Source organism: Methanomicrobia archaeon, assembly GCA_016930255.1.
GTDB lineage: Archaea > Halobacteriota > Syntropharchaeia > Alkanophagales > Methanospirareceae > JACGMN01.
The window spans coordinates 23,018-46,061 of record JAFGHB010000008.1; the positions used below are offsets into that span (position 1 = coordinate 23,018).

Sequence of the window (23,044 nt, forward strand, 5' to 3'; positions counted from 1 at the left end):
ATTATAACTTATTTGACAGATGTAGAAGACCGAAGCAGATGTCTCAAGGCATCCTTATTGATTATTTCAAGGCTGTCATTTACGTAGGTGTCCATATTGAGTGACTTCTGAATAGGAGAATCGTCATCCGGGAGTTTAAAGGATACGCTGAGATTCGGCCCCTGACGTTGCGCATCGAGTTCGATCTCTCGTCCATCCTCTCGATGTTTGAAGGTGTAATAGTGGTGGTCCACGCCGAGTGAGGTGACGACGGGAGACCAACCGGATTGGATCATACTCGTGTAGATAAACGCCGCGAGGATATTATCCTTATCAGGTACAAGTTCTTCGTGATCAAGCGCTAATGCTGCTACTTCAGTGTCAAACTCCACTCGTGCGGGGGTAACGTTGAACGCGGGAATTTTGGCAAGGAAATCCAGGTGTGGTATGACAAGATAGTTTACGGGGACTTCTTTGTAGTGAAAGGGCAGGAACACACAGCCCGGGCGGATATCCTCCGTTATCGTTACACGCGCTTTTATCTCACCGATTCGCGATCGTATCCGAACAGGGTCGTCTTCCTGCACATGGATGCTATCGGCGTCCCAGGGATGGATTTCGAGATGCGGGTCTTTAACGCGTTTCGCAATGCTGGGCGTTCTGCTCGTCATGGTTCGCGTATTGTAGTCCACGAGCGATCGCCCGGTAAGCATAATAAAATTATAGAGTTCGTCAATCCTCTCTCGCGGCGGATTATAATAAATAGGGTAAAAACGGCCTAACCCATCACTCGTGGAAAAGTGCTGTTCGTGAAGTACGGTGCAGCCGTCCGGATGTTCCTCGTCCACGGGCCATTGGATGCCAAAGGGTTCAAGCAGCTCGTACGTTACGCCGGAATACTGCGGCACGATCGTTCGTATCTCATCAAAAACGTCCTCGGGCGTGGAATACCTGAAATGCTCGTTATCGCCCAGTGCTTCTGCCAACCGGATTATTATCTGCAAATCAGGTAAAGCTTCGCCCGGGGGTTCTACCACCTTTCGCACTCGCTGAATCCGTCGTTCGGTATTGGTAAACGTGCCCTCTTTCTCAACCCAGCACGCGGCAGGGAGTATATAGTCAGCATATTGTGTGGTTTCCGTGGGGAATATATCCTGGACGACAAGAAGATCTAATTGCTGGAGCAGTCGTCGGATTTCGTGTAGCATCGGATGCGAAAGTGCGACATTTTCGCCGATTATGTACAACGCTCTCACTTTCTCCGGTATTGCTTCCATCGTCTCCGTCGAGGTGAGCCCATATCGTGAAGGAACGGAGGAGACACCCCAAAGTCTGCTCATCTCAGTCGCGGAATCTCCGGATATTACACGATAGCCAGGGAAGCAATCGGGAAGGACGCCCATATCTCCGGCACCTTGCACGTTGTTCTGCCCTCGCAGCGGATTGACACCCGTGCCGGGTCTGCCGAAATTACCCGTGAGCATCGCTAAGTTGCAGAGGTTCACGGTATTTTCCACGCCCGTGGCATGCTGTGTGATGCCCATCCCATAGCAAATGCAGCCGTTCTCCGCTTCTCCGTACCGTTGCGCGGCTTCGAGCACGATATCACGCGGAACCCCGGTAATCTCTTCTACCACCTCCGGCGTGTATTCTCGTACGGTCCACGAAAGGTTCGTATACCCAAGGGTCCGCGTTGCAATGAACTCAGAATCCTGAAGTTTGCGGTCTATAATTACTTTGATAAAGCCGTTAATCAGCGCTGAGTCTGTCCCCGGTCTGAGTTGTAGATGGAGGTCTGCCTTCTTCGCCGTTAAGGTCCGTCGGGGATCAACGACAACGATAAACGCTCCTCGTTTCTTGGCATTCAACACCTTCTTGCCTATGAGCGGATGGGCTTCGGTACTATTCGCGCCAAAGACAAGGATACAGTCAGCGTTTTCAATGTCGTTGATGGAGTTGGTCATGACGCCCGAGCCAAGATTCTGTGATAAGCCCACACCCGTCGTCGAATGGCAGAGTCGGGCGCAATTGTCAATGTTATTCGTGCCGATGACGGTGCGCGCGAGTTTTTGGACCAAATAATTCTCCTCATTCGTACATCGTGACGAGGAGAAGAAGGCGATCGAATCGGGGCCGTAGATATCGCGTAGTTCAACGAGCTTCTCGGCAATCTCGGTGAGTGCTTGGTCCCAAGATAGAGGTGTAAACTCTTTTGATCCTCGTGTCCGTTTCAGTGGTCTAGTTAAACGGTCTGGGTGAGTCACCAACTCATGTGAGTTCTTTCCTTTGATACAGAGAAAGCCGCTACTTACCGGGTGCTCCGGGATCCCGTTGACCGTTACAATCTCGTTGCTCGTCTCATCCACTTCGCAGTCTAACCCACAACCCACACCGCAGTAGGGGCATACCGTCTGCACTCGCCTCGTCATGTCACATCCTATCAGATCATCGAGAACTTATACTGTCTGCGCGATGTTACGGCAGCGAGCATGTCACCTATGGAAAGAAGTCCCACTAATTTGTCTCCGTCAATAACGATCAGACCAGGTATGTCGCTTCCTTCGCTTACCTGGGTCGCCATATATTTCGTTATCCCGGTCGCAACATCAGAGTCTTTCGTGATGGTGGTGTAATTAGTAGAAACGACCTCCTTACAAGTGATTTTGCTTGAATCAAGCCCCTTTGCAAGCACTTTCTCTAAGAGCGTAAACAAGGTGACAACCCCTAAGACGCTGTCCCTATCATCGACGGCGATGACATCCATGACCCCCTCATCAACCATTCTCGCCGCAGCTTCACTTACGGGTGTGTCGCCATGAACGCGTATAAACTCATCGAATATGGGTAACTCTTTTACTTTCATTCTATTGTTATCCTCCCATGTGCATTTGTATAGTGGTGTTTGCATAAAAAAGCTTTTCGATATTTCATCACTCAAAACGGGATTTGACCGAATATATATCGCTGAACGCAGAGATTACAATTGCCCGGGCAGACGCCCCCACGCTCTCGCAGACAGAACTTTGCTGGCGGGATTGAGACCGATGTGCCGGGATTTTTTCTGTACGTTTTCGCCGCACTACTCATATCCTCCCTTTTTCCCGCCTCTTTAACCACTCCTTTTTCTAGGACGTTCATCTATTGGACCTTTACCTTTTCAGACTTCGGAGTTAAAAATTTTTCGGTACTCTTTTCGCCGTCGTACCCCCATTCGGGATTCCGTTTGCAGTAGAATAGGGTTGGCGATCATTCACCGGTGTTCGTAATCCAACCAAGAAAGCAGCGGCATACTATGACGGAACCACGTGAAACTCGAAGAAGCGATGAGTAAGGAAAGGGCTTCTTAAAAAGTAGCATACGTTTTAACAATTGTCCTCATTTTAGAAAGTTTATATAGGGGGCCGCTAGTCTTACCCAAGATGGAGACAGATAAATGGACCCTCGAGGATTATCGCAGATCAGCGGCATGGGGACTTGCCTGCGCTGTAGACCTAAAGGGTTGTGACCCTGCGTTAATTAGGGATGCAGAAGCAATAAAAGACTTTGTCGCGCAGCTCTGTGAGCTCATCGAGATGAAACGATACGGTGAGACCCAAGTCGTGAACTTTGGGGAAGACCCAAGGGTTTCAGGTTTTTCCATGATCCAGCTGATTGAGACCAGCCTGATCTCGGGCCATTTCGCAAACCAGACAAATGCGGCATATCTCGATATCTTTAGCTGTAAGTACTATCATCCAGAGCCGGTGGTTGCGTTTTGCAAAGACTTCTTCAAGGCAAAAAGCTATAACCTCACCGTGAGTTTTAGGATATAAAAAATAAAGTGGCCATTATCAGTTTCGTTTGAAATCGTGACCACGGTTTTTATGGAACAACATTAAAAACATCGCAATAGTATCTATTAAAAAAGGGAGATGAGATGAAATACAAGGTTGTGATCACTGAGGGCGAAGATGGTTGGTATGTCATCGAATGCCCGGCCATCCCTGGCTGTATATCCCAGGGTAAGACCGTTAAAGAAGCACTGGCGAATATAAAAGATGCAATTCAGGGCTGTCTCGAAGTGCTAAACGAGAGGATCGAGTTAAAAGACTCATCAAACTCGCGGGCTTAGCTGTGGATGATTTTGTCGCGTTATTATAACTGTTGAGAATTTGTTTTATCGAGCAAGTTCGTAGGCTTGCAATCCTTCGCCACTCGTTTTAACGTTTAGAGCACACGCACCTGCGCTCTCTATTGTTGCTTCAATGCGATCCAAAGGCCAGCACCGTCCAGCTCTCAGAAGGCAGGCGGGACCGATTTGCAATATGTCTGGGGATTGCGGTAGCTGACAGGAAAGGAGAAAGACAGAAAGGCTTATATTAGTTGTAAGCGCTAAAGGTATGAGTGAGATAAAAAGTACGAGGGATACTACTCAAGGGGCAGGAGGTAACGAATGACTGAACGTCTGGGTCCTTCTGATGATTTACCGTCTATCTCATACGATGGGAGAAAAAGTATGAGAACACATGCTAGGGATTTCGGAGAGCTTTGTAGCAGTTTTCAAAGTATAGCAATTCGTACATGGCACAGAATGCATAACAACCTCACTACACCTATATCCCTGCGAGAAGACGGCATAACCGCCATGAACCTTCAAGACCTCTATAATCTACATTCCTCACAGGTCCTCATTGTTGATTTCTCACCCTACATTGAATCTCACAGGACCAGTGCTGATTGGGAATGGTGGTTCTTGCAACCACACAACTATTTCGGTGCTGCAGTTCAAGCCAAATGTCTGAAATCAGATAACTCGTATGAAATCGGTTACGTACCTCTTAACGGTTATCCACAAATCAGACGATTGCTTGATTACTCCCAGAAAAACGCGCTTACGCCGTTATATTGCTTTTATAACTGGTGGGGCACTCCTCCAGTCATGGGCTATTGGCCATGCGGATCGTTTTCATATCAAGACGACTTATGGGGCTGCTCACTGTCTGATGGCATTGTGGTATACCAATTGTATCGACAGGGAAAGAACGGTATCGGGGATATTTATCCACTCACAATGCCTTGGCACTGTATTGCGTGTTGTCCTGAATACCATGCAGGTTCCCTAGATCGTTCCGGAAAGGGGTATGCAACTCGGGGCGCCAGTGTAGCAGAGGTGATGCGAGAGATGATTCGTTCTGTTCCTGATTCAGATGACTCCGCAGAAAACTACTACCCAAACTTTCTGTGGCCCAGAATTGTTCCAGAACTTCCGGAACGTATCCAAGTTGTGCGCCGCCTTGCTCTAGCACGAGAGCCCATAAGTCCAGACCGTGTTTCTGAATACTTTGGTAAATTTCCTCCCAGATATGTTGTCCTTCAGGGAAGCGATGAACCTACTTCAAGGGAGGAGTAGCAGACAGTTCTAATAAAAGCTGTACGCAAAAATTATTTTGCCTTTCTTATAGAACAGGGCTGACTTGCTGTCTTGGTAAGGCGGCATCACCCCGGCCACGGCAACATATAAACTGCCCATTTGTACTGCGTCACCCATCTTTTGGGAGATTTAACAAGGTTTTATCAAAAGCAGGCACATTCACACCTGTTTGGCGATTTGACACACACCCGAAATGGTCTGGGTCGGTAGTAACGACTTATTTTTTAAAGATACTACACTTTTAATTAAGATACGAAGAACAGGAGCAAAATAAATTTAGAGGAGGGACCTAAAATGAAAGTAATTGCTTTTAACGGCAGCGCGCGTGAGGACGGCAATACCGCCATCCTTATTAAGTACGTCCTGGACGAATTAGAAAAAGCGGGCATTGAAACCGAAGTTTTTTCACTGGCTGGCAAAGAGATCCACGGCTGTCGGGCCTGCTACACCTGTTTTCAGAACAGGGACAAGCATTGCGTGGTGAACGACGACGTCTTGAACGAGTGCATCGATAAGATGCGTGAGGCTGATGGCATCATTCTGGGGTCACCCACCTATTTTGCCAACGTCAGCACGGAGATGAAGGCGTTAATCGACCGAGCGGGCCTTGTCGCGATAGCGAACGACCACATGTTCAAACGCAAGCTGGGTGCGGCGGTCGTTGCCGTGCGACGTGCAGGCAGCATCCACGTCTTCAATTCCATCAACCACTTCTTCCTTATCAACCAGATGATCATACCCGGCTCCAGCTACTGGAACATGGGTATGGGCCACAGCGCAGGCGACGTGGAACAAGACGAAGAAGGCATTATGATAATGAAAACGCTGGGCCAAAACATGGCCTGGCTGTTGAAGCAGGTGCACGAATAGCCCTCTCTCTATCTAAGTAAGTATGTTAGATATAGAATAACGTGAGTTGCCATGGTGAACCGAGACAAGGTGTTATTTGTACTAGGACTGGTATTGGCGCTAACCGGGGCGTTCTTAATGTGGAATGGTAGTATCCTGGGAGAACGGACTATCTCTGCCGCGATTACGTTAGGGATTGTTGGGATAAGCCTTATAGCCACATCAAAGATCCGGTTGCTGAAATAGGAGTAACCGCCTGTGGTTGCGTGTGATCTTGAATCACTGAATCATGTACGGGCTCCTGCGTCATACTACTCGCTCGCTACGCGCGTTCGACGGACGTGAATCGCTCTATCTTCAGCCCCCTACACCAGTTTTCACCGTCATCGCGAGCGCACCTCGACCGCGCATACCAATGGGATTAGCAACGAGACAGATAACGGCAATAAGAAGCTTGAAGCTCCCTCTAGCATATCAAAGTTTCCCGGATATTTTCCACGCTCCACGCTATTACAATGGTTACTGCTGTATTGCAGATCCAAGTATAGCTGCGGCAGTGACAATGCCAGCTGTAAGAACAATCATGTCCCCTCCAACGAGTACCAATCCTGCAAACTGCGCACCAATCTTAATCACCCATATGGTCAGCATAAAATAGATTATGCCGAGCAGGATCAGCACAACGGAGGCAACGATGGTTACAGCTAGATTGCTCAGTCCTTCCCAAACACTCATGATAGCGAGCACCCCCTCTAAATAAAGCATATGCCGTAGCTATATAAATTTTTCGTTTGAACGCCCCTTTACGCAGGTGTTAAAACTTATTTAGAAAGCATCAGTTGCATCGCCGCTGGGCACGTAACGCCGCCTACTCGAAAATCTTGTTGCAGTTCGCTCTCCTATCTTAAATTGAGCTAACGCGAAAACTTCCGATGAGCTGGCATGTTCGTTTCAATCTGAAACGTAGGCTTTCTCGGCGGACGTAAACTGCTCTATCTTCAACCCTTCCCCACCCGTTTTCACCGTCATTGCGAGCGCGCCCGCTATCTCCATTGCTGCTTCGATTCGTTCGGCAACCGTTCCGGGCAGTACCAGAACTGAACCGACGCCACCCATATCGTCAGAGCCGCCAGCGCCCGTTACTTTTGCGCCCAGTGCACCCAATGACTGTGAGACCTTGACGAGCTCGCCTAGTCGTCGTGGCACCACGCCTATTGCGTCCAGCAAGCCGTGATTGATGTTCATTAACGCGCCCAGCTTCACCAAATCACCAGCTTCGATCGCCTGAATTGCCTGCGTCGTTAGCTCGTCAGCGGCATCAAAAAGGGGATCGAATATGCTTGTAAAAAGCGCTCTTCGATCTTTAACACCCGCGACAAGCGTTTTCGTCTTCAAGCCAAGATCCGTTGCCTTTGTGCTATCCATACTCAGCGGGATGCTGCCGATACTGCCCACCATCAAATCCAATTTGGGCAATGGCAATCGCTTCACTTCGCCGCGCTCCACGAGCACATAGCCGCCGTACGTAGAGATTGCGGTATCAACCGGGCTCGCAGCGCCTTGTACCTGCTTCTCAACGCCGTGTGCATCGCTTCTCACGCCGTCCACGCCACCCCCGACGCCGAAATATTCCTTGAGCGCCGCGATCGTCGCGACACAGGTCGCGGCTGAAGAACCCAGCCCGGCAGAGAGCGGTATCTCGGACTTTATCTCCAGCTCCACGCCTTCGTTCCCTATCCCGTACCGCTCTTCAAGGTACTCGATTGAGCCTTTGACGTACGCGAGCGCTTTTGACGCGGTGCTGTAATCCTTATACGGTCGTACTTCTTTGGGACGCGCACGCCCGGTTTCTAAGTCCAGCTCCAGGCCGAACGTCGGTATATTCCCTATTCTTACGTGATACCCTTTTTTCTCTTTACCTGATATCTCGACGGTGAGTCGACGGTCAATAGCAGCCGCTAACGCGCGCTTACCGTAGACCACGAAATGTTCACCAAAGAGAATCACCTTCGCGGGAACCGATGCCCGTATTTTCTTCATTTCACAACACACATAGTTTCCTTTTTCAAAAAGGGTTTTTGTTTTCAAAAAGCGATCGGATTATTTAACACTTTGAAGAGATCCTCAAGCTGCTCTATGTGCACGTCACCTGCCGAGTCCCCGCCCACGCCCACGACGAAACAACCGGCAGCCTTACCCGCCTGATAATCCGTTCTCGTATCGCCCACGAGTACCGCGTGCTCCGGCTGCACATTGAGCTGTTCACATGCCTTCAGTACGATCTCGGCGTCCGGCTTGCCCAGTTTCACATCGTCGCCGGTGAGGATCGCATCGAAATGGTTGGTGAGCCGGAACCGCTCGAAGATCTCGGTAACGTTCGCTCGCGGCGTATTCGTCACCAGCCCGACCTTGAGCTTGTAGTCCTCTCTCGTACGGCGCAATACCTCTCTTGCACCGGGAAACAGCGCGATGAGTTCTATCAATTTTATCTGCTCACGAGTGCAGTAATCAGCAGCGTTTTCATCCAACTGTAACGTAGCGAGGTTGTGACTCAAACCAGGCCCCCAGTACCTCTCTCTGAACGTCTCCCGGCTCATCTCATCCTTACCGTACGCTTTCAACATTCTCGCAAAGGCTTGATACCAGCTTTCAAACGAGTCTATGAGCACGCCGTCGAGGTCGAATAAGAGTGCTTCGGTTTTTCGAGTGGTCATCGTATCTATCTACGTAGGTAGTATAGGTTAGCAACACTTTTAACTTTTAGCGCGTGAAACCGCTACAAAAAATCCCCGGAACTCTTTTTTAAGTTCTAACCTTTTCTTACGTTTGTATAATGCCCGAGTACTTCGATCTCAACGTCCATGCATATCCGGAAACCGCTGCGCCGGTAGAGGAACTACTCCGCGTTGCGAAACGATACGGCTATGCAGGCATCGCAATAACGAACCACGATGAGGCTGTCGTGCCGGAGCCTTTGGAATCAAGTGCCGTCTTCACCGGTGTTGAGATACACGCACAATCGGTTCTTGAACTGAAGCGGAAGATAAAGCGGTACTGGGGTAACGTGGCGTTAGTCGCGGTTCACGGCGGCGATGATAAAATAAACCGAGCGGCAGTGGAGAATCCGAAGGTGGATATTTTAGCGCATCCGTGCGGCGAGAAAGGCGAGAGCGGCTTGAACCACGTACTGGTGCGATACGCAGCTGATAACGGCGTTGCAATCGACTTCAACATGGATGCACTGATCTGGAGCAGAAGAGGCGATCGAGCACGGATCATTGGAAAAATGCGGGAGAACCTGAAGCTGGTGCGGAAATACAACGCCCCTATGATACTGACCAGTCATGCCCACTCCATATACGATTTGCGAGCGCCGCGCGAGCTGATCGCACTTGCAAAGCTCTTCGGAATGACAAAAGAAGAGGCTACGAGCGCGTTATGCGATATCCCCTTGGGTGTTTTAGAGAAGCGCTGGAAAAAGGACCGCGATGTGGAGGTGCTCCGATCTGAATGACCGCGGATATGGGGATTATCATGAGCGTGCTGCTGTACCTGCTGCCCTCACTCCGCGAACGGAAACGGTATCTTCGCTTCGAGCTGATGGGTGAGCGGGAGATAGATAAGCGTGAATTGATGAAGGAGATCTGGGATTCGATCTATTCGTTATACGGCGATGTAGGAGCAAGTGAAAGTAAGCTCTGGCTGATCGAGTACCATAGAGTAGAAGACCGCAAAGAGGAAGAGTCAAACCTCAGTGTGGGTGTCCTGCGCTGCGCGCATAACAAAGTCGAAGCGGTTCGGGCGTCGTTAGCGTGCATTCATACGGTAAATGACGCTCGGGTGGGCATACGAGTAATAAGAACCTCAGGGTCGATAAAAGGCGCGTCTCGGCGATCGTGATTCCGATTAATGACTAGACTAACGCCCTTTCAACATCTCGATAACCATCGCCAAATCGCGCTTCGTGATGATTCCCACGATTGCCCCGCGTTCCTCGCCTTCTACGGCCAGAAGCTGCTGTTTCGTGCTTAGCATTCGTTTGAGTGCTTCTACTGCTTCGTCCTCCTGCGAGACGACCTCGCTCAGCCAATCGAAAGGGCGGATTATATCCGCAACCGTTAACGGGTACCGTTGTTCAGGTGACAGCTTCTTCAGCTCGCTGAAGGTTATCAATCCTTTAAAATCGCCGCTTTCGCTTACCACCGCGTATTCCGCGTTTCGTTCCGCAAGCATCTTCTCCCCCAGCTCTGTAAGCGGCATATCTTCCCAAACGCTCGCGTTCTCTCTTTGCATTACGTGCTTCACCTGTATCCCCTCCAACGAGGTGAACGTGATCGTCGCGCTCTCCTCTTCGGTCGCTGCGATGTAGAGAAACACGGCGATGAATGTTAACCACGGATTGAACGGCAATCGCACGTGCCCGGTCGTGTAAAAGACGAAAGGATCAGGCATAAAACCCACAATCGCCATTATAACGGCAAACGTCTTGCCCACGAAGACCGCTCGCTTCGTCGCTGTGAGGAATTGCATCCGTTTCGCAAGGAACGCACGTAAAACTCGACCGCCATCCATGGGGAACGCGGGTAACAGGTTAAACGTGGCTAAAACCACATTGAGAAGCCCAAGGCTGAACAGTAAAACCGTAATCGGGTCGTAGATACTCTGATGTGCCGCGGCTAGACTGAAATGAGCGAGAAGGAACGCACCACCAAGGGCAAAACTCATTAACGGACCTGCAATTGCTATTCGCCACTCCTTCGCCGGCTCTTTTGGTAAATCCTCCATCATGGCTAAGCCGCCGAAGATGAAAAGCGTAATGCTCCGTATCCGGGTTCCGTATCTCATGGCAACGTATGAATGGGACATCTCGTGGAGCAGCAGCGAGAGTAAGAAAAGAAACGCGCCGATAGCCGCTAAGGCATAGCGTAAAGGTCGGGATAGAGGCTCCATGTCACCTAAGCCTACCGGTCCAGGAGTGATCGCAAACACCATGATGATGAGCGGGAACAGAATTAAAAAGGTAAAATGCAGTCGTATCGGTATGCCAATAAGTCTGCCAACTTGTATAGATGTTCGCATCGGTTCTTCGGTCGCTCAATCAGTTAATTATATATAGGCATCTCGCACTACATAAATAGCATTATGGAGATCCAATTGTCATCGTTGTATGGGCAGGATTTATATACCGATAGAGGGATTTACGTCGGTAAAATCGAGGACGTCAGTGTTGACATAAAGGAGAAGCGAGTGTCGGGCCTGGCCGTGAAGAACGTGAATCCAAATGCATTCGGCGGGGTCAAGAAGAAGGGTGTGATCATCCCTTACCGATGGGTGACTGCGATTGGCGATATAGTACTCATAAAGCACGTGCGGAGAAAGGGAATGGAACGAGAGCGCGAGGAAGAAGAAGTTTAAAGGAGCGCTCGTTAGGTAAGATCCGGACAGACGGAGAGTGGAGCTTTCAAGAATGGGCCAGGGATGACAGGTCAGAACCGTGCGAGATCGACCCTCAAGGATAGCAGGGATAAAGAGCTCTACGCAGCTATAAGGGCTATTCCGCCTCTGATTGTGCGCGCTGACGGTCGGAACTTCAGGCATGTCCTCAGCGATACTTTTGAGAAGCCGTATGACAAGCGATTCGCGAAAGGGATGGCGGAAGCAGTGGTACGCTTCTTCGAGCAGAGCGGATTCAACCCCTCGCTTGCGTACCTCTTCTCTGACGAGATAAATCTATATTTCACGCACGTCCCGTTTAAAGGCCGCATAGAGAAGCTGGATTCGGTAATCGCCGGTTTTTTAGCCAGTGCGTTGACCATCGTCCTGGATTTAAAAGACGCGATTGCCTTCGACGCGCGGATAATTCCCGTTTGCCGTGATGACGATGCGTTGGCATACTTTATGCAGCGTCAGGCGGAGGCATGGTGGAATCATATCAATGCCTATGGCTATTACGGTCTGCAGGAATCCGGACTGAGCGCTAAAGAGGCTGAGAAGCGGCTGAAGGGAATGAAAGCGGCAGAGGTGCATGGGCTGCTGTTTCGCCAGGGACGTAACCTGAATGAAACGCCGGCATGGCAGAGACGGGGGATGATAGCCACCAGGGAGCAGTACGAAAAGGGAGGGTACAATCCAAAAGCGGCGGAGGACGTTACCGTTGCACGCTACAAGGTGGTTCAGCTCTGGGACCTGCCGCTGTTCGGGTCCGAAGACGGAAGGGCGCTGCTAAATCTTCTCATAACAGGAAAAGCTTTGCCGAAAGATCAATACGAAAAAAAGAAGTTCCGATGGGCCCGAAGGGATTTGAACCCTTGACCGCCCGGTTATGAGCCGGGCGCTCTAACCAGCTAAGCTACGGGCCCTTAGTCGCTTAGTAGTATAGCACCGATTCATATAAAATATATGGTTAACGAAGTGGAATGCCATGATGACGACAACGAACCGATCGATTTTTTGCTGAGAGCCTTTTAAAAAGGTGATACGCTCATATTCCATAATAAGAAGTCCTATCCACGCAAAGCAAGAACTAAAATACTGTACTTTACGCTTCCTGACCAGCCTCGCACTCCATTTCTAGAAACGGGGGAGAATTCACAGACGCACTAGTTCACTCTTTACCGTGCGAGCAGTATCTGAAATAGACGTCCTATAGGCGATATATATCGATATAGCACAATTTATATTTTCAACGTAAAAAAAAATTTCGAAAGGTATTTATGGTTATTCGCAATTTTTAATTTGGTTAAACTAACTGAAAGCGAAGCAGGTAGTGGAACGAACGTTGACGTTTATAGTTTAGGAGGTGACAAGAAGAAGAATGGATGTAAGAAGAAAAATTGAATTGATGGCGGTATTCGCCGTATTGGTGACCGCGTGCATAGTGCCACTGGTGATGGCCGCGAATCAAGAGACGATCACCTGTACGGTTACTGCGGGCGTGTATTCAGTAAACCTTTCGCGATCCTCGGTGAATTACGGCAACATGGCTGAAGGTGAAAATCAGACCGACCCACTGGGCACCATTAACGTGACCAACGATGCGGGCATTCCGGAAGATATTCTGATCCGGAGCGATAATGCAACGTCGGTATCCGGGGAGTGGGTGCTTGCCGGTACTCCGGGGGTCGATCAGTACAGGCATACGTTCAATCTCGATGGTGAGCAAAACTTAGCAATAGATAACCAACTACTGGCTGATGATATCCCAAACGACGACAAGCAAGCATTTACGCTTAAGATCTACGTGCCCACGACTATAAGCAATCCGGGCACGTACACGACCGATATTACGGTCGTAGCAACGGCACCAACATAAGCAATCGCAAGGCCAAGAACGATAACGAAGTAGTAGCCATCAGGTAGCCATCTGTAAAACGGGTAGAGGATCGTAGAATCCATACCGAGTCGAATTAGAGCCTATTAGAAGTGTGAAGGGAGAAGCGAACGTATAAAAGTGAGAAGAGGATGAAAGACCGAACCATCAGAGTAATCGCAGCGATTATTCTGGTCGTACTCATGATGCAGCCGTGCTCGGCCAATGTAGGTGTAGGCGTGGGCACGGGCAAGATAGCAGTAGAGGAGCCGCTCATGCCCGGTGGCACGTACAAAATCAACCCGATAGTTGTGCTGAATACCGGCGATGAAGCGGGTAATTACGCTGTGGACGTTACGTATTTATACGGCCAGGCGGAGCAAAGGCCCCAGGAGGAATGGGTGGGCTTCAACCCCAAAACGTTCCATTTGAATCCCGAAGAAACACAGACCGTTGCAGTGACATTAACCGTACCGTTGGATGCGGAGCCGGGCGACTATTTCTGCTTCTTGGAAGCGCATCCGGTGAGCGAGGGCGAGGGGTTCAGGATCGGTGTTGCCGCGGCGACGAAGCTGTATTTCAGCGTGAAACCGGCGAATATCCTCTCCGCACTGGCGCATAAAGTATCGTCATTCCTACGTGAAACGGCGCCCGTCTCGTACATCATCATTATCGCGATTCTCGCACTCGTTGCGCTCCTCGTACTCAGGAAGCACATCTCGATCGAGGTACGGAGGAAGAAGAAGCCGCCGGAAGGAGGAGGTAGTTAGTGGTTTTGCATAAAATGATCCGTGATGGAGAAGAGGAAAAGCGTATATCGAAGAAGTTTGCCGTATTTCTGGTACTGGCTATCCTGCTTGCTCCACTTGGTGCGATCGGGGAGGACGTCTTATCAGGAAATGTGACCCTGGGTAATGATACCAATCTCACTTTAACTGAGGAGCAAGGTGTTGCTGTGAATGCACCCGTAAACGAGACGACGGACGGAACCGCTAATTCGAGTGCCGAGACGACCACCGCGACTGCGAATTTCAGTATCTCGCGCCAATTACCACGGGCCTGGCCGCTCGGTGCTGGCCCCAACTCGACCCTCTATGTCAATCTCTCGGGCTGGTGGCGCATAAATGGCACGTTCAACCAGTCGGACACTCCAATCCAGTCAGCGGTCGACAATGCGACCTCCGGGGACACCATTATCGTGACAGATGGCACATACACCGAGAACGTGAATGTGACCACGGCAAACCTCACGCTCCGCTCGGAGAACGGCTTTGCTTCAACGATCGTGCAGGCCTTGGATCCAGACGAGCACGTCTTCAACGTGACCGCGGATTACGTGAACATCAGCGGGTTCACGGTGCAAGGTGTAACCGGCTCTGAAAAGGCAGGGATATATCTTTATTGGGTGGAGTACTGCAACATCTCCGATAACGTCGCCACGAACAACGACCGCGGCATTTACCTGAAGGATTCGAGCAGCAACAACCTTACGGGCAACAACGCCTCGAACAATTTAGGGGGCATTTACCTGGATTCTTCGAGCAACAACATGCTCACGAACAACACCGTCAACTCGAACGACGATGGCATTTTCCTGGATGTTTCGAGCAGCAACAACCTTACGGGCAACATCGTTACTTCGAACTACTGGTGGGGCATTTTGTTGGGGGAAGCGAGCAACAATAGGTTAACGAACAATACATTTGTGAATAATGGCCTATTTGTTACTAATTCTTTTGGCAGCACGGTAACGGATAACACGGTAAACGACAAGCCGCTTGTTTATCGTGAGGAGGTTTCAGATCAGAGCATTACCGTAGCAGGGCAGGTTATACTCGTTAATTGTGACAATATTACGGTTGAGAATCTCGAGATATTAAATGATGCATCAGTTGGCGTAGAGCTCTGGGGAACTGACAACAGTACAATCATGAATATTACTGCCTCGGGCTGCTACAACGACTACGGCATTTATCTGGCTGATTCATGCAACAATGCTCTTATAGCCAACACGTTCTCGCACGCCTACAACGGCATCGTCCTGGATCATTCGAGCAACAACAATAATCTGACAGGCAACAACGCCTCGAACAACCCGGGCCCCGGCATTGCGCTGTTTTATTCGAGCAACAACACACTCACGAACAACACCGCCAACTCGAACATGAATCACGGCATTTATCTAAAGTCTTCGAGCAGCAACAATCTGATGGGCAATACCGCTAACTCGAACAATATAGGGGGCATTTACCTGGTGGATTCTTCGAGCTACAACACACTCACCAACAATACCGCTAACTCGAACATGAATCACGGCATTTCTCTGGATCTTTCAAGCAGCAACAACCTGACGGGCAATAACGCCACGAACAACGATAATGGCATCCACTTGAACGGCTCAGGAAGCAACACCCTCGTGGGTAACAATTGCTCGGGGAACGATGGCGCGGGCATCTACCTGATTTGTTCTAGCGATAACAACGAACTCCTGGATAACTTCTGTAATGGGAACAGTTGGATCGGCATCGTCCTGTCCTCAGGGGATAATAACGTCCTTTCACGCAATACCTGCAAAGAGAATCACTACGGTATTTGGGTATACCTGGGCATCAACAATACACTGGTGAGCAATACCTGCACTGAGAATAATTATGTAGGAATCGAGCTGTATGGAACATATGATAACACCCTTCTGGATAACAACGCCAGCTCGAACCTCTGCTTGGATGACCTTGACCTCAATTATGCGGGCATCAACCTGAAATGGGCGTGCAATAACAATCTCACGAACAACACCGCCAACGCGAACGCCAACGCGGGCATTCACCTCGACGTTGATTCGAACAGCAACGTGCTGGCGCATAACACCGCCACAGACAATAATCGCACTGGCATCTTACTCACCACCAGCTCGAACAACAAGCTGACCGCTAACACCGCAAGCAATAACACTGCAGAGTGGGACTCGAAGGGGATAGTCCTCGAAAAAGGCTCGAACAACAACGCGCTCCGCGATAACGTGGCCAATACTAACGGCGAGTACGGTATCTACCTCAATTCTTCGAGCAACGATAACAACCTTACAGGCAATACCGTCTCGAACAACAACTACGACGGCATTTACCTCTACCTTGCACACCGCAACCACATCTACAACAATACCGCCTCGAACAACTTCAACTACGGCATTTATCTGTCTTCTTCGGGCAACAATCATATCTACGACAATTACTTTGACAATACTCATAACGCTTATGACGACCCTGGAATTCATGAGGACAACATCTGGAATACCACTAGGACTGAGGGCACGAACATCATCGGTGGTCCGTATTTAGGTGGCAATTACTGGAGCGATTACACTGGCAGCGATACGGACGGCGACGGACTCGGTGAAACTCCTTACAACATATCGGGCGACTCGAACAGGGATTATTTACCGTTAACCACTCCGACCTTGATTTCCATTAATCTCAGCACCGATACGGTCTCCTACGGGTTTGTTGCAGCAGGAGAGAATAGCACTTCTCAGATCATCACGGTGACCAATGCCGGCACGGTGAACGAGACCTTTTATATCCGGGGCGACGACGCCTACTACGAGGTCTCTACGTGGACGCTCGCCGAGAGTATTGGGACAAACGCTTTCACTCACGAGTTTAATAACGGCACCGAGTGGAGTTGCCTGAACAAGACTGATAAAACGCTCGCACTAGACGTGCCCGTTGAGGGCAATGCCACCTTCACGCTCCGTATTACACTTCCCTCGGTGATGACTACACCAGGAGAATATATGACGAATGTAACCATAATGGCAACGGAGGCGTCTTAGAATAGAAATGAAAACACCAAGTAGAAATGGGCGCATGAAGATACACGAATCTGTGGTTATCGCACTCGTTTTCGTACTACTCATCGGCTGCTCGAATCTCGCGTATGCTGCCACCGTAGATGTTACCGTTACCATACCGGCCGAGAAGCCTGATTTGACACTCTCGCCTGAGGACATCGCTTTTGACCCGGCATATCCGCTGACGGGCGATGTCGTCACTATCACTGCCGTGGTGCACAATATCGGCGAAGTAAGCGTGATGAATATACCGGTTACCTTTTACGTTGACGGCGCGCGCATCGCCACGCAAACCGCCACCATTCCCTCTGAGTCGACCACAACGGTTTCGACATCCTGGGCTGCTACAACCGTTGGCTCCCATGTCGTCACCGTGAGGGTAGATGAGGAGAATCTGATGGACGAGCATAACGAAGCGAATAATTACGCGCACAAAACGATCAAGGTAACGAAACCGCGTGCTCTGGCACTCACCGCTACACCTGAAATAATCGAAGCAAACGGAACGTACATCTCTACGGTTACCGCCTTCGTTACCGATGAAACCGGTCTCGGGATGGCCGGGGTCGAGGTTTCATTCGCGACCACGCTGGGTACCGTCAATCCTGATCATGCAATCACGGATAGCAATGGCATCGCCACGACCACGCTCACGGCGTCCACATCTGCAGGGACGGAGGTCGTAACGGGAACCGCAACGGTAAATGGAACCCACGTAGAGGATACGGCCACCGTTGTTTTCGATAAACCCTCGAGTACGGAGACAAACAACACTATTGCGAACACGACCATAACGATAGAAGGGACAAACATCAGTATTTCCGGAACCGACGTCACGATTGAAGACGGTGTGATAACCATCAACACCACGCTTGAAAATGCTATGCTTATTGCGGACTATGCAACCGCCGGCACCGTTATCTCTGTTGCCATCGAGGGTGGCGCTCTTGAAATAACGCTCGCCGAGGACTCAATCGCCATCGATGATACCGTTAGAGGCACGATAAGCACGATAAAGCTGAATACGCCTCCAGACGAATATATAACGTCAATACCGGAGATCGGCACGGCATCCGTAGACCTGGACGTTGAATTTCAGGGAACCTTTACCCCCCAAAACTTAGCGTTGGAGACCACGCTGCGCGAGGACTACGAGGATCTTCCTATCCCCGAGCCCGGTGAGTTAAAAGATACGCTCGCCGCGTATTTCGGCGTTGATACTACTGCAATCACGAACAACACGCCTATTCTGCTTTACGCCGAGCTGTCCGCGACCAACCTCACCGCCGATGACGTGACCGGTGTGCCCGTAACCATAACGGTGAACAAAGCGTGGTTCGACACGGTGGCGGAAGGCGATCCCGGTAAGGTCACGATGTTCAAGCTCAATGAAACGACCGATGCGGTGGAAAGCACGATAACGATGACTTCTGCGTCTTATACGGTAAATGACGGCACTGTTACCTTCTTCGCCACGTTCGATCATTTCTCCGTCTACGCCATCATTGCGCAACCATCGGCAGCCGGGCCATCCGGGCCTGGTGGTGGCGGTACACGTGGTGGTGCCTCTAGCCCAAATGAGATCACCATCCCTTTTGCAAACGCGGGCATTAATGTCTTCGACTTCGAATATCTCGGTCTTGCGCTAACGAAGGTTTTAATAGACCTGGAGAGCACGGCACTCAATGCAAAAGTAACCGTTCAGCCAGCGGATAAACCGGAGATCATTCATGATCCGACGGGAGTTATCAACGGCTACTTCGATCTCTCAACCACCGTCGAGTCGGAGAACATTCGATCCGCGGGCATCTATTTCAAAGTCTCTCGATCATGGATTGCTACCAATGGCATCAACAGCGAGACCCTCGAAATGCAGCGATACGCACCGGCAAAAGGCTGGGACGTATTGGAGACGACGAAGATCAGCGAGGATGACGAGTATATCTATTTCTACGCGGAAACGTCTGCGTTCTCGCTCTTTGCGATAACCGGCGAGCAAAGTGCCGCGGGAGTCGGAACAGCAACGCCAACGCCCGTATCCGCGCCTTCTGCGCCCCCTGCGGCAACAGCAACGCCAACGGCGTCCCCGACACCATCCGCACGGATTCCAGCAATAAGCATGGTCGGAATAGTAGCAGCAATCGCGGCTTCGGCGATGATCCGATCATCCATTCGTTTCGCACGTAACCGAAGCAGAAGAAACGGGTAACTCTGCATAAGCATTTCAGGATAACCTCACTTCCACGTCAGGCTTGCCCTCTTGTTGCAGTGCAGGATCTTCATTCAGCGTGAATTACGCTCGTTCGCCGTTTGATAATGGTGAGCGTGCGTGCGTGGTGTTGACTGCTCCGCTCGCGACAGTGGACAGTCAATCAGTCAGAGGTTCCTTTCGAATAAAATCATCCTGCAGCTAGCTCATTTAGAACAGCTCAGAAACAAGTGCACACACCTGTTCGAGGAATTTCTTATCTTCCGCCGTGAATGCCGAACGGGCATGGGAGTCGATATCCAGCACGCCCACAAACTCGCCGCGTTTGAGAATCGGCACGACGATCTCAGCCTTTACCTGTGGACTACAGGCTAGATAATTCAGCTCCTTTGTGACGTCCTGAGAGATAACGGTTTCCCTTCGTTCAGCGGCCTGACCGCAAACACCCTTTCCGAACGGTATTCTCTTGTGTTCGGTCGGCTCGCAGGCGAACGGGCCGAGGACGAGTTCATTTTTAGATGAATCTACACAATAGAAGCCGACCCAATCGTAATACGGAACAGCATCTACAAGCAACTTACAAATCACGAGGAGTTTCTCGTTCGTGTCGTCTTGTGTGTGCTCAGCAATCGTTCGTACTTCACCGAGGAGTGCAAGGAACAATTGCTGTTTAGTAACGGTATTCTTCATAGCAGCATGCATTCCCTCGGTCTATAGAAAAACAGAAAAAATAAATTCCGGGAGTCCCTGTGTGTGTCTGTGTGTATGCAAACAGACAAAAGATAAATCAGGATTAACTCCCTGTATATGATGCTAACCGTTGCGCCTGTGCAGCGGCCTTTGCAAGCAACGCCGGCATCGTTTCCTTCGTGTAGACCTCAGCATTGAGCGCGAGATTCCGTGCCTGGAAATACGCCTTCTGCAACAGCGGCTTTATCGTCTCCGGCGTTGGGTACGCGATCTTTAGCGCCACGTTCGTAGCTTTGTCACGCGCTTCGTATAACAGATCGGCAACGGTAAACTGCGTGGGATAGTCGTATTTCAGATGTGTGGCAACCGAGAACGCCGCTTTCACGCAGTTCTGCACGTCTGATACGTACTGCTCGACATCGACATGCAGCACATCCGGCGTGAAGAGCGTGTTTCCGTCGCGATCGTACACGGCCAGCAGATCCAGACCTTCCTTCACCGGGTAGATCTCCAGCCGAGCCAGAATGTCCGCGAACTGAGGTGAAACCGTTTCGCCTTCCTTCACGGCGACCTTACGCTGCTTTATCACGACCTTACCGCCATCGATACCCGCAGGTATGCCCAAACTCTGCAGTTCGCCAACGATCGGTCCCGGCTTGAGTGCGGTCGGGCCGCTCTCTATAGGGATATCAAACGGTGCGACGGCACCGGCCTTTATCGGCGCCGGGATCTTACCTTTCTCCAGGACGTTGTACAAGTCAAACGCATCGGAATCGGTAAAGATCAACGCCATCTGATCGTCGACAAAATCGACCATATCATTCATGCCGCTCTCCGTGAGCGAGAGAGAAATCAAGCTGTTTTTCGATACGCGCAGCCGCGCCTTTCCCTGGAAGTCCTTTCGTATACGCTGCACCTGGTTAGAGCCCAGGCCCCGTACCTTCGCTATGCCTACCGTTGGATACGAGTCCATCAGACTTTTGAGATCAGCAACCTGCTCCTTCTTCCATTGCTTTGCCCGTTTGACTTTCTTCTTCATTCTTATCGCCTACCTCTCACTACTACGCTACCTTTACTGCAGGGCCCATGGTGGTCTTCATGTAAACAGATGCAATATTCTGCCAGCCGCGCTCTAACCGCCCTTCCACCGCTTTGAGCACCGCAGCGGCATTCTCCGCGATGTCACGTGAATCCATGTCCCGACGACCGATATTCACCCAGATCGTCGTCGTTTTCGACTTTACACGCGCGATCTTCGCCAATCGCGCCAGTATCTGCGCGGGATCCACGCCCGGCGGCAGCGGTTGCGGCATCTTACCCCGTGGACCTAAAATAGTACCCAAACTCTTACCGACAAGCGCCATCAGGGCGGTATCGGCAACGAAATAATCGTACTTCTGCACGAGCTGCCGCGCGGTCTTCTTGTCCATCCGCTTGAGCTCTTCCGGGTCGATAACGTCCGCACCGGCCTCCTTCGATTTCAACGCCGCCTCACCCGAAGCGAAAACGGCAATTGTCGGCTCTCTTATCTGCTTCGGCAGTACGACATCGACATTGATCCTGTTCTTCGGCTGCTTCAAATCGATATTCTTCAAATTGATGCAGAGGTCAACACCCTCAACGAATTTCTTCTTCTCAGTGCTTAAAACCTGCTCCACTGCGCCTACTATCTCTTCTGCTTCCATTTTATTCGCCTATCACCTCGTCATACACGCCTTCGTCTATCTCTCTCTGTATCTCCTTTGGATTCTTACCCTCGACCTTCAGCCGCATGGACACGCACGTGCCTACCAGCTCCTTCACCGTCGCTTTCAACGACGAGGCCAGCACGCCCTCGCGCTTCATTTTCGCTACCTCTCTCAGTTGCTCCATCGAGATCTCACCGGTGTAATCGGTTGTGGAGTCGGTCTGAGCCTTCTCAAGCCCGATCTCTTTCTTTATCAATGCCGCGGTCGGCGGTACACCCACAGTTACATCCGCCTTGCCGCCATCAATGGTGATCTTCACGGGGACGACCATGCCCGCGTAAACCTCCGTACGTTCATTCACCAGGGCCACGATCTCTTTTATATTCACGCCAAGTGGCCCCAGAGCAGGCCCTAACGGCGGTCCCGGGTTCGCTTTCCCTCCTTCTATCAAGACTTCAACGACATCCATTTTTTACGCTTCGTACTCCATTCATTCAGGCATTCATTCGTATCAATCAGGTCTGACGTATCCTGTTTCCGTCCGTCCGTGATACTCTCATCTGAGACCCTTAATACTATACAACTACCTGCTTTTATTTCTTTCTTCGTTAAGATATGTGTAACGGAAGCATAAAAATGGCTAATTTACAACGCTGCTATTATTCTGATCTCGAAATCGTCGGGTAATGATATTTTTGAATGTGGAGGGAGGGAATCGAACCCCCCTTTACCATCCGGCGTGGAATCAAACGATATCTTTGATGGTTTGCACATTGAGGCTATTAGGAGGAAAGCAACCAGCTCCCCACGCGGATGGCCACCTCAAAATACCCGGTTATGTTTCTTATCATGTTCATATTTCTCCAAATTGTAGTTACTAATACCATCAACGTTGCAAGCATCATCGATACCTTGACCTCCACATATTTCATCCTTAAGAATTATTTTTCTTCGGGTTTAAAAATCTTAGCCCTGTGTTAAGTAAACTTTGAAACTACCCGGTATAAAGTGATGCTGGTATGGCTTTGATCCCTCTATGATACCTTTTAGTGTTGAACCA

Annotated in this window: 25 protein-coding genes and 1 tRNA gene; 13 read left to right on the forward strand and 13 right to left on the reverse strand. The window is 50.3% G+C overall.

Annotated features, from left to right (window positions below):
* Positions 1-8: 8 nt before the first annotated feature.
* From fdhF to JW878_01380, 3 genes are read right to left on the reverse strand one after another with little or no spacing between them, the layout of a single operon-like run.
* Positions 9-2,408 carry a formate dehydrogenase subunit alpha gene (gene fdhF, locus JW878_01370; protein ID MBN1761715.1) on the reverse strand — a complete coding sequence of 800 codons (2,400 nt, stop codon included), beginning with the start codon at positions 2,406-2,408 and terminating at the stop codon, positions 9-11.
* 11 nt (positions 2,409-2,419) lie between these two features.
* Complete coding sequence (locus JW878_01375; GenBank protein ID MBN1761716.1) at positions 2,420-2,887, reverse strand: CBS domain-containing protein; 468 nt, start codon at positions 2,885-2,887, stop codon at positions 2,420-2,422.
* 26 nt (positions 2,888-2,913) lie between these two features.
* Positions 2,914-3,117, reverse strand: coding sequence for a hypothetical protein (locus tag JW878_01380; GenBank protein MBN1761717.1), 204 nt, complete (start codon positions 3,115-3,117; stop codon positions 2,914-2,916).
* Between the two features lie 281 nt (positions 3,118-3,398).
* Between JW878_01380 and JW878_01385 the strand changes: the two genes are divergently transcribed.
* The 5 genes from JW878_01385 (at position 3,399) to JW878_01405 (ending at position 6,484) form a co-directional block, all read left to right on the forward strand.
* A complete protein-coding gene (locus tag JW878_01385; GenBank protein ID MBN1761718.1) occupies positions 3,399-3,791 on the forward strand; it encodes an S-adenosylmethionine decarboxylase in 393 nt (130 codons plus the stop codon).
* 104 nt (positions 3,792-3,895) lie between these two features.
* Positions 3,896-4,090 carry a type II toxin-antitoxin system HicB family antitoxin gene (locus JW878_01390; GenBank protein MBN1761719.1) on the forward strand — a complete coding sequence of 65 codons (195 nt, stop codon included), beginning with the start codon at positions 3,896-3,898 and terminating at the stop codon, positions 4,088-4,090.
* A gap of 321 nt (positions 4,091-4,411) precedes the next feature.
* Entirely contained in the window at positions 4,412-5,368 is a 957-nt protein-coding gene (locus JW878_01395) for a hypothetical protein (GenBank protein ID MBN1761720.1), read from the forward strand.
* A 315-nt stretch (positions 5,369-5,683) separates the two neighbouring features.
* The gene (locus tag JW878_01400) at positions 5,684-6,259 is read left to right on the forward strand and encodes a flavodoxin family protein (protein MBN1761721.1); all 576 of its coding nucleotides are present in this window, start codon (positions 5,684-5,686) and stop codon (positions 6,257-6,259) included.
* Positions 6,260-6,310: 51 nt separating this feature from the next.
* On the forward strand, positions 6,311-6,484 hold the full coding sequence (locus JW878_01405; protein MBN1761722.1) for a hypothetical protein: 174 nt from the start codon (positions 6,311-6,313) through the stop codon (positions 6,482-6,484).
* A gap of 273 nt (positions 6,485-6,757) precedes the next feature.
* Here the strand turns inward: JW878_01405 and JW878_01410 are convergent, their stop codons facing one another.
* The 3 genes from JW878_01410 to JW878_01420 all read right to left on the reverse strand — a co-directional run bounded on the left by JW878_01410 (position 6,758) and on the right by JW878_01420 (position 8,952).
* Positions 6,758-6,973 carry a hypothetical protein gene (locus JW878_01410; protein ID MBN1761723.1) on the reverse strand — a complete coding sequence of 72 codons (216 nt, stop codon included), beginning with the start codon at positions 6,971-6,973 and terminating at the stop codon, positions 6,758-6,760.
* A 216-nt stretch (positions 6,974-7,189) separates the two neighbouring features.
* Complete coding sequence (gene mvk / locus JW878_01415) at positions 7,190-8,278, reverse strand: mevalonate kinase (GenBank protein ID MBN1761724.1); 1,089 nt, start codon at positions 8,276-8,278, stop codon at positions 7,190-7,192.
* 44 nt (positions 8,279-8,322) lie between these two features.
* Positions 8,323-8,952 carry an HAD family hydrolase gene (locus JW878_01420; protein ID MBN1761725.1) on the reverse strand — a complete coding sequence of 210 codons (630 nt, stop codon included), beginning with the start codon at positions 8,950-8,952 and terminating at the stop codon, positions 8,323-8,325.
* Between the two features lie 119 nt (positions 8,953-9,071).
* Here JW878_01420 and JW878_01425 point away from each other — a divergent pair, with 119 nt between their 5' ends.
* Both JW878_01425 and JW878_01430 read left to right on the forward strand, forming a co-directional pair.
* Complete coding sequence (locus JW878_01425) at positions 9,072-9,752, forward strand: ribonuclease P protein component 3 (protein MBN1761726.1); 681 nt, start codon at positions 9,072-9,074, stop codon at positions 9,750-9,752.
* A complete protein-coding gene (locus tag JW878_01430) occupies positions 9,749-10,138 on the forward strand; it encodes a ribonuclease P (protein ID MBN1761727.1) in 390 nt (129 codons plus the stop codon). Before JW878_01425 ends, JW878_01430 begins: the two co-directional genes overlap by 4 nt.
* A gap of 18 nt (positions 10,139-10,156) precedes the next feature.
* On the opposite strand, the gene JW878_01435 is transcribed toward JW878_01430, so the two are convergent.
* Positions 10,157-11,317 carry a site-2 protease family protein gene (locus tag JW878_01435; protein ID MBN1761728.1) on the reverse strand — a complete coding sequence of 387 codons (1,161 nt, stop codon included), beginning with the start codon at positions 11,315-11,317 and terminating at the stop codon, positions 10,157-10,159.
* 63 nt (positions 11,318-11,380) lie between these two features.
* On the opposite strand from JW878_01435, the gene JW878_01440 reads away from it, so the two are divergent.
* Positions 11,381-11,653: a PRC-barrel domain-containing protein gene (locus JW878_01440; protein ID MBN1761729.1), complete on the forward strand. Its 273-nt coding sequence runs from the start codon at positions 11,381-11,383 to the stop codon at positions 11,651-11,653.
* A gap of 63 nt (positions 11,654-11,716) precedes the next feature.
* Positions 11,717-12,550: a tRNA 5'-guanylyltransferase gene (locus JW878_01445; protein ID MBN1761730.1), complete on the forward strand. Its 834-nt coding sequence runs from the start codon at positions 11,717-11,719 to the stop codon at positions 12,548-12,550.
* Here JW878_01445 and JW878_01450 read toward each other — a convergent pair.
* A tRNA-Ile gene (locus JW878_01450) sits at positions 12,524-12,597 on the reverse strand. The two genes, JW878_01445 and JW878_01450, sit on opposite strands and share 27 nt — an antisense overlap.
* A 455-nt stretch (positions 12,598-13,052) precedes the next feature.
* Between JW878_01450 and JW878_01455 the strand changes: the two genes are divergently transcribed.
* The 4 genes from JW878_01455 to JW878_01470 all read left to right on the forward strand — a co-directional run bounded on the left by JW878_01455 (position 13,053) and on the right by JW878_01470 (position 19,606).
* On the forward strand, positions 13,053-13,550 hold the full coding sequence (locus tag JW878_01455; GenBank protein MBN1761731.1) for a hypothetical protein: 498 nt from the start codon (positions 13,053-13,055) through the stop codon (positions 13,548-13,550).
* Positions 13,551-13,699: 149 nt separating this feature from the next.
* Positions 13,700-14,317 carry a hypothetical protein gene (locus JW878_01460; GenBank protein MBN1761732.1) on the forward strand — a complete coding sequence of 206 codons (618 nt, stop codon included), beginning with the start codon at positions 13,700-13,702 and terminating at the stop codon, positions 14,315-14,317.
* A gap of 14 nt (positions 14,318-14,331) precedes the next feature.
* Positions 14,332-17,379 (forward strand): right-handed parallel beta-helix repeat-containing protein, encoded by a 3,048-nt coding sequence (locus tag JW878_01465; protein ID MBN1761733.1) that lies wholly within the window; start codon positions 14,332-14,334, stop codon positions 17,377-17,379.
* A 7-nt stretch (positions 17,380-17,386) separates the two neighbouring features.
* Positions 17,387-19,606, forward strand: a complete 2,220-nt coding sequence (locus JW878_01470; GenBank protein ID MBN1761734.1) for a PGF-pre-PGF domain-containing protein — start codon at positions 17,387-17,389, stop codon at positions 19,604-19,606.
* Positions 19,607-19,816: 210 nt separating this feature from the next.
* Here JW878_01470 and JW878_01475 read toward each other — a convergent pair whose 3' ends face one another.
* The 5 genes from JW878_01475 to JW878_01495 form a co-directional block, all read right to left on the reverse strand.
* A complete protein-coding gene (locus JW878_01475; GenBank protein MBN1761735.1) occupies positions 19,817-20,308 on the reverse strand; it encodes a GAF domain-containing protein in 492 nt (163 codons plus the stop codon).
* A 91-nt stretch (positions 20,309-20,399) separates the two neighbouring features.
* Positions 20,400-21,335: a 50S ribosomal protein L10 gene (locus JW878_01480; protein ID MBN1761736.1), complete on the reverse strand. Its 936-nt coding sequence runs from the start codon at positions 21,333-21,335 to the stop codon at positions 20,400-20,402.
* 22 nt (positions 21,336-21,357) lie between these two features.
* Complete coding sequence (locus tag JW878_01485; GenBank protein MBN1761737.1) at positions 21,358-21,981, reverse strand: 50S ribosomal protein L1; 624 nt, start codon at positions 21,979-21,981, stop codon at positions 21,358-21,360.
* A gap of 1 nt (position 21,982) precedes the next feature.
* On the reverse strand, positions 21,983-22,453 hold the full coding sequence (locus JW878_01490; protein ID MBN1761738.1) for a 50S ribosomal protein L11: 471 nt from the start codon (positions 22,451-22,453) through the stop codon (positions 21,983-21,985).
* A 313-nt stretch (positions 22,454-22,766) separates the two neighbouring features.
* A complete protein-coding gene (locus tag JW878_01495) occupies positions 22,767-22,916 on the reverse strand; it encodes a hypothetical protein (protein ID MBN1761739.1) in 150 nt (49 codons plus the stop codon).
* Between the last annotated feature and the right edge of the window lie 128 nt (positions 22,917-23,044).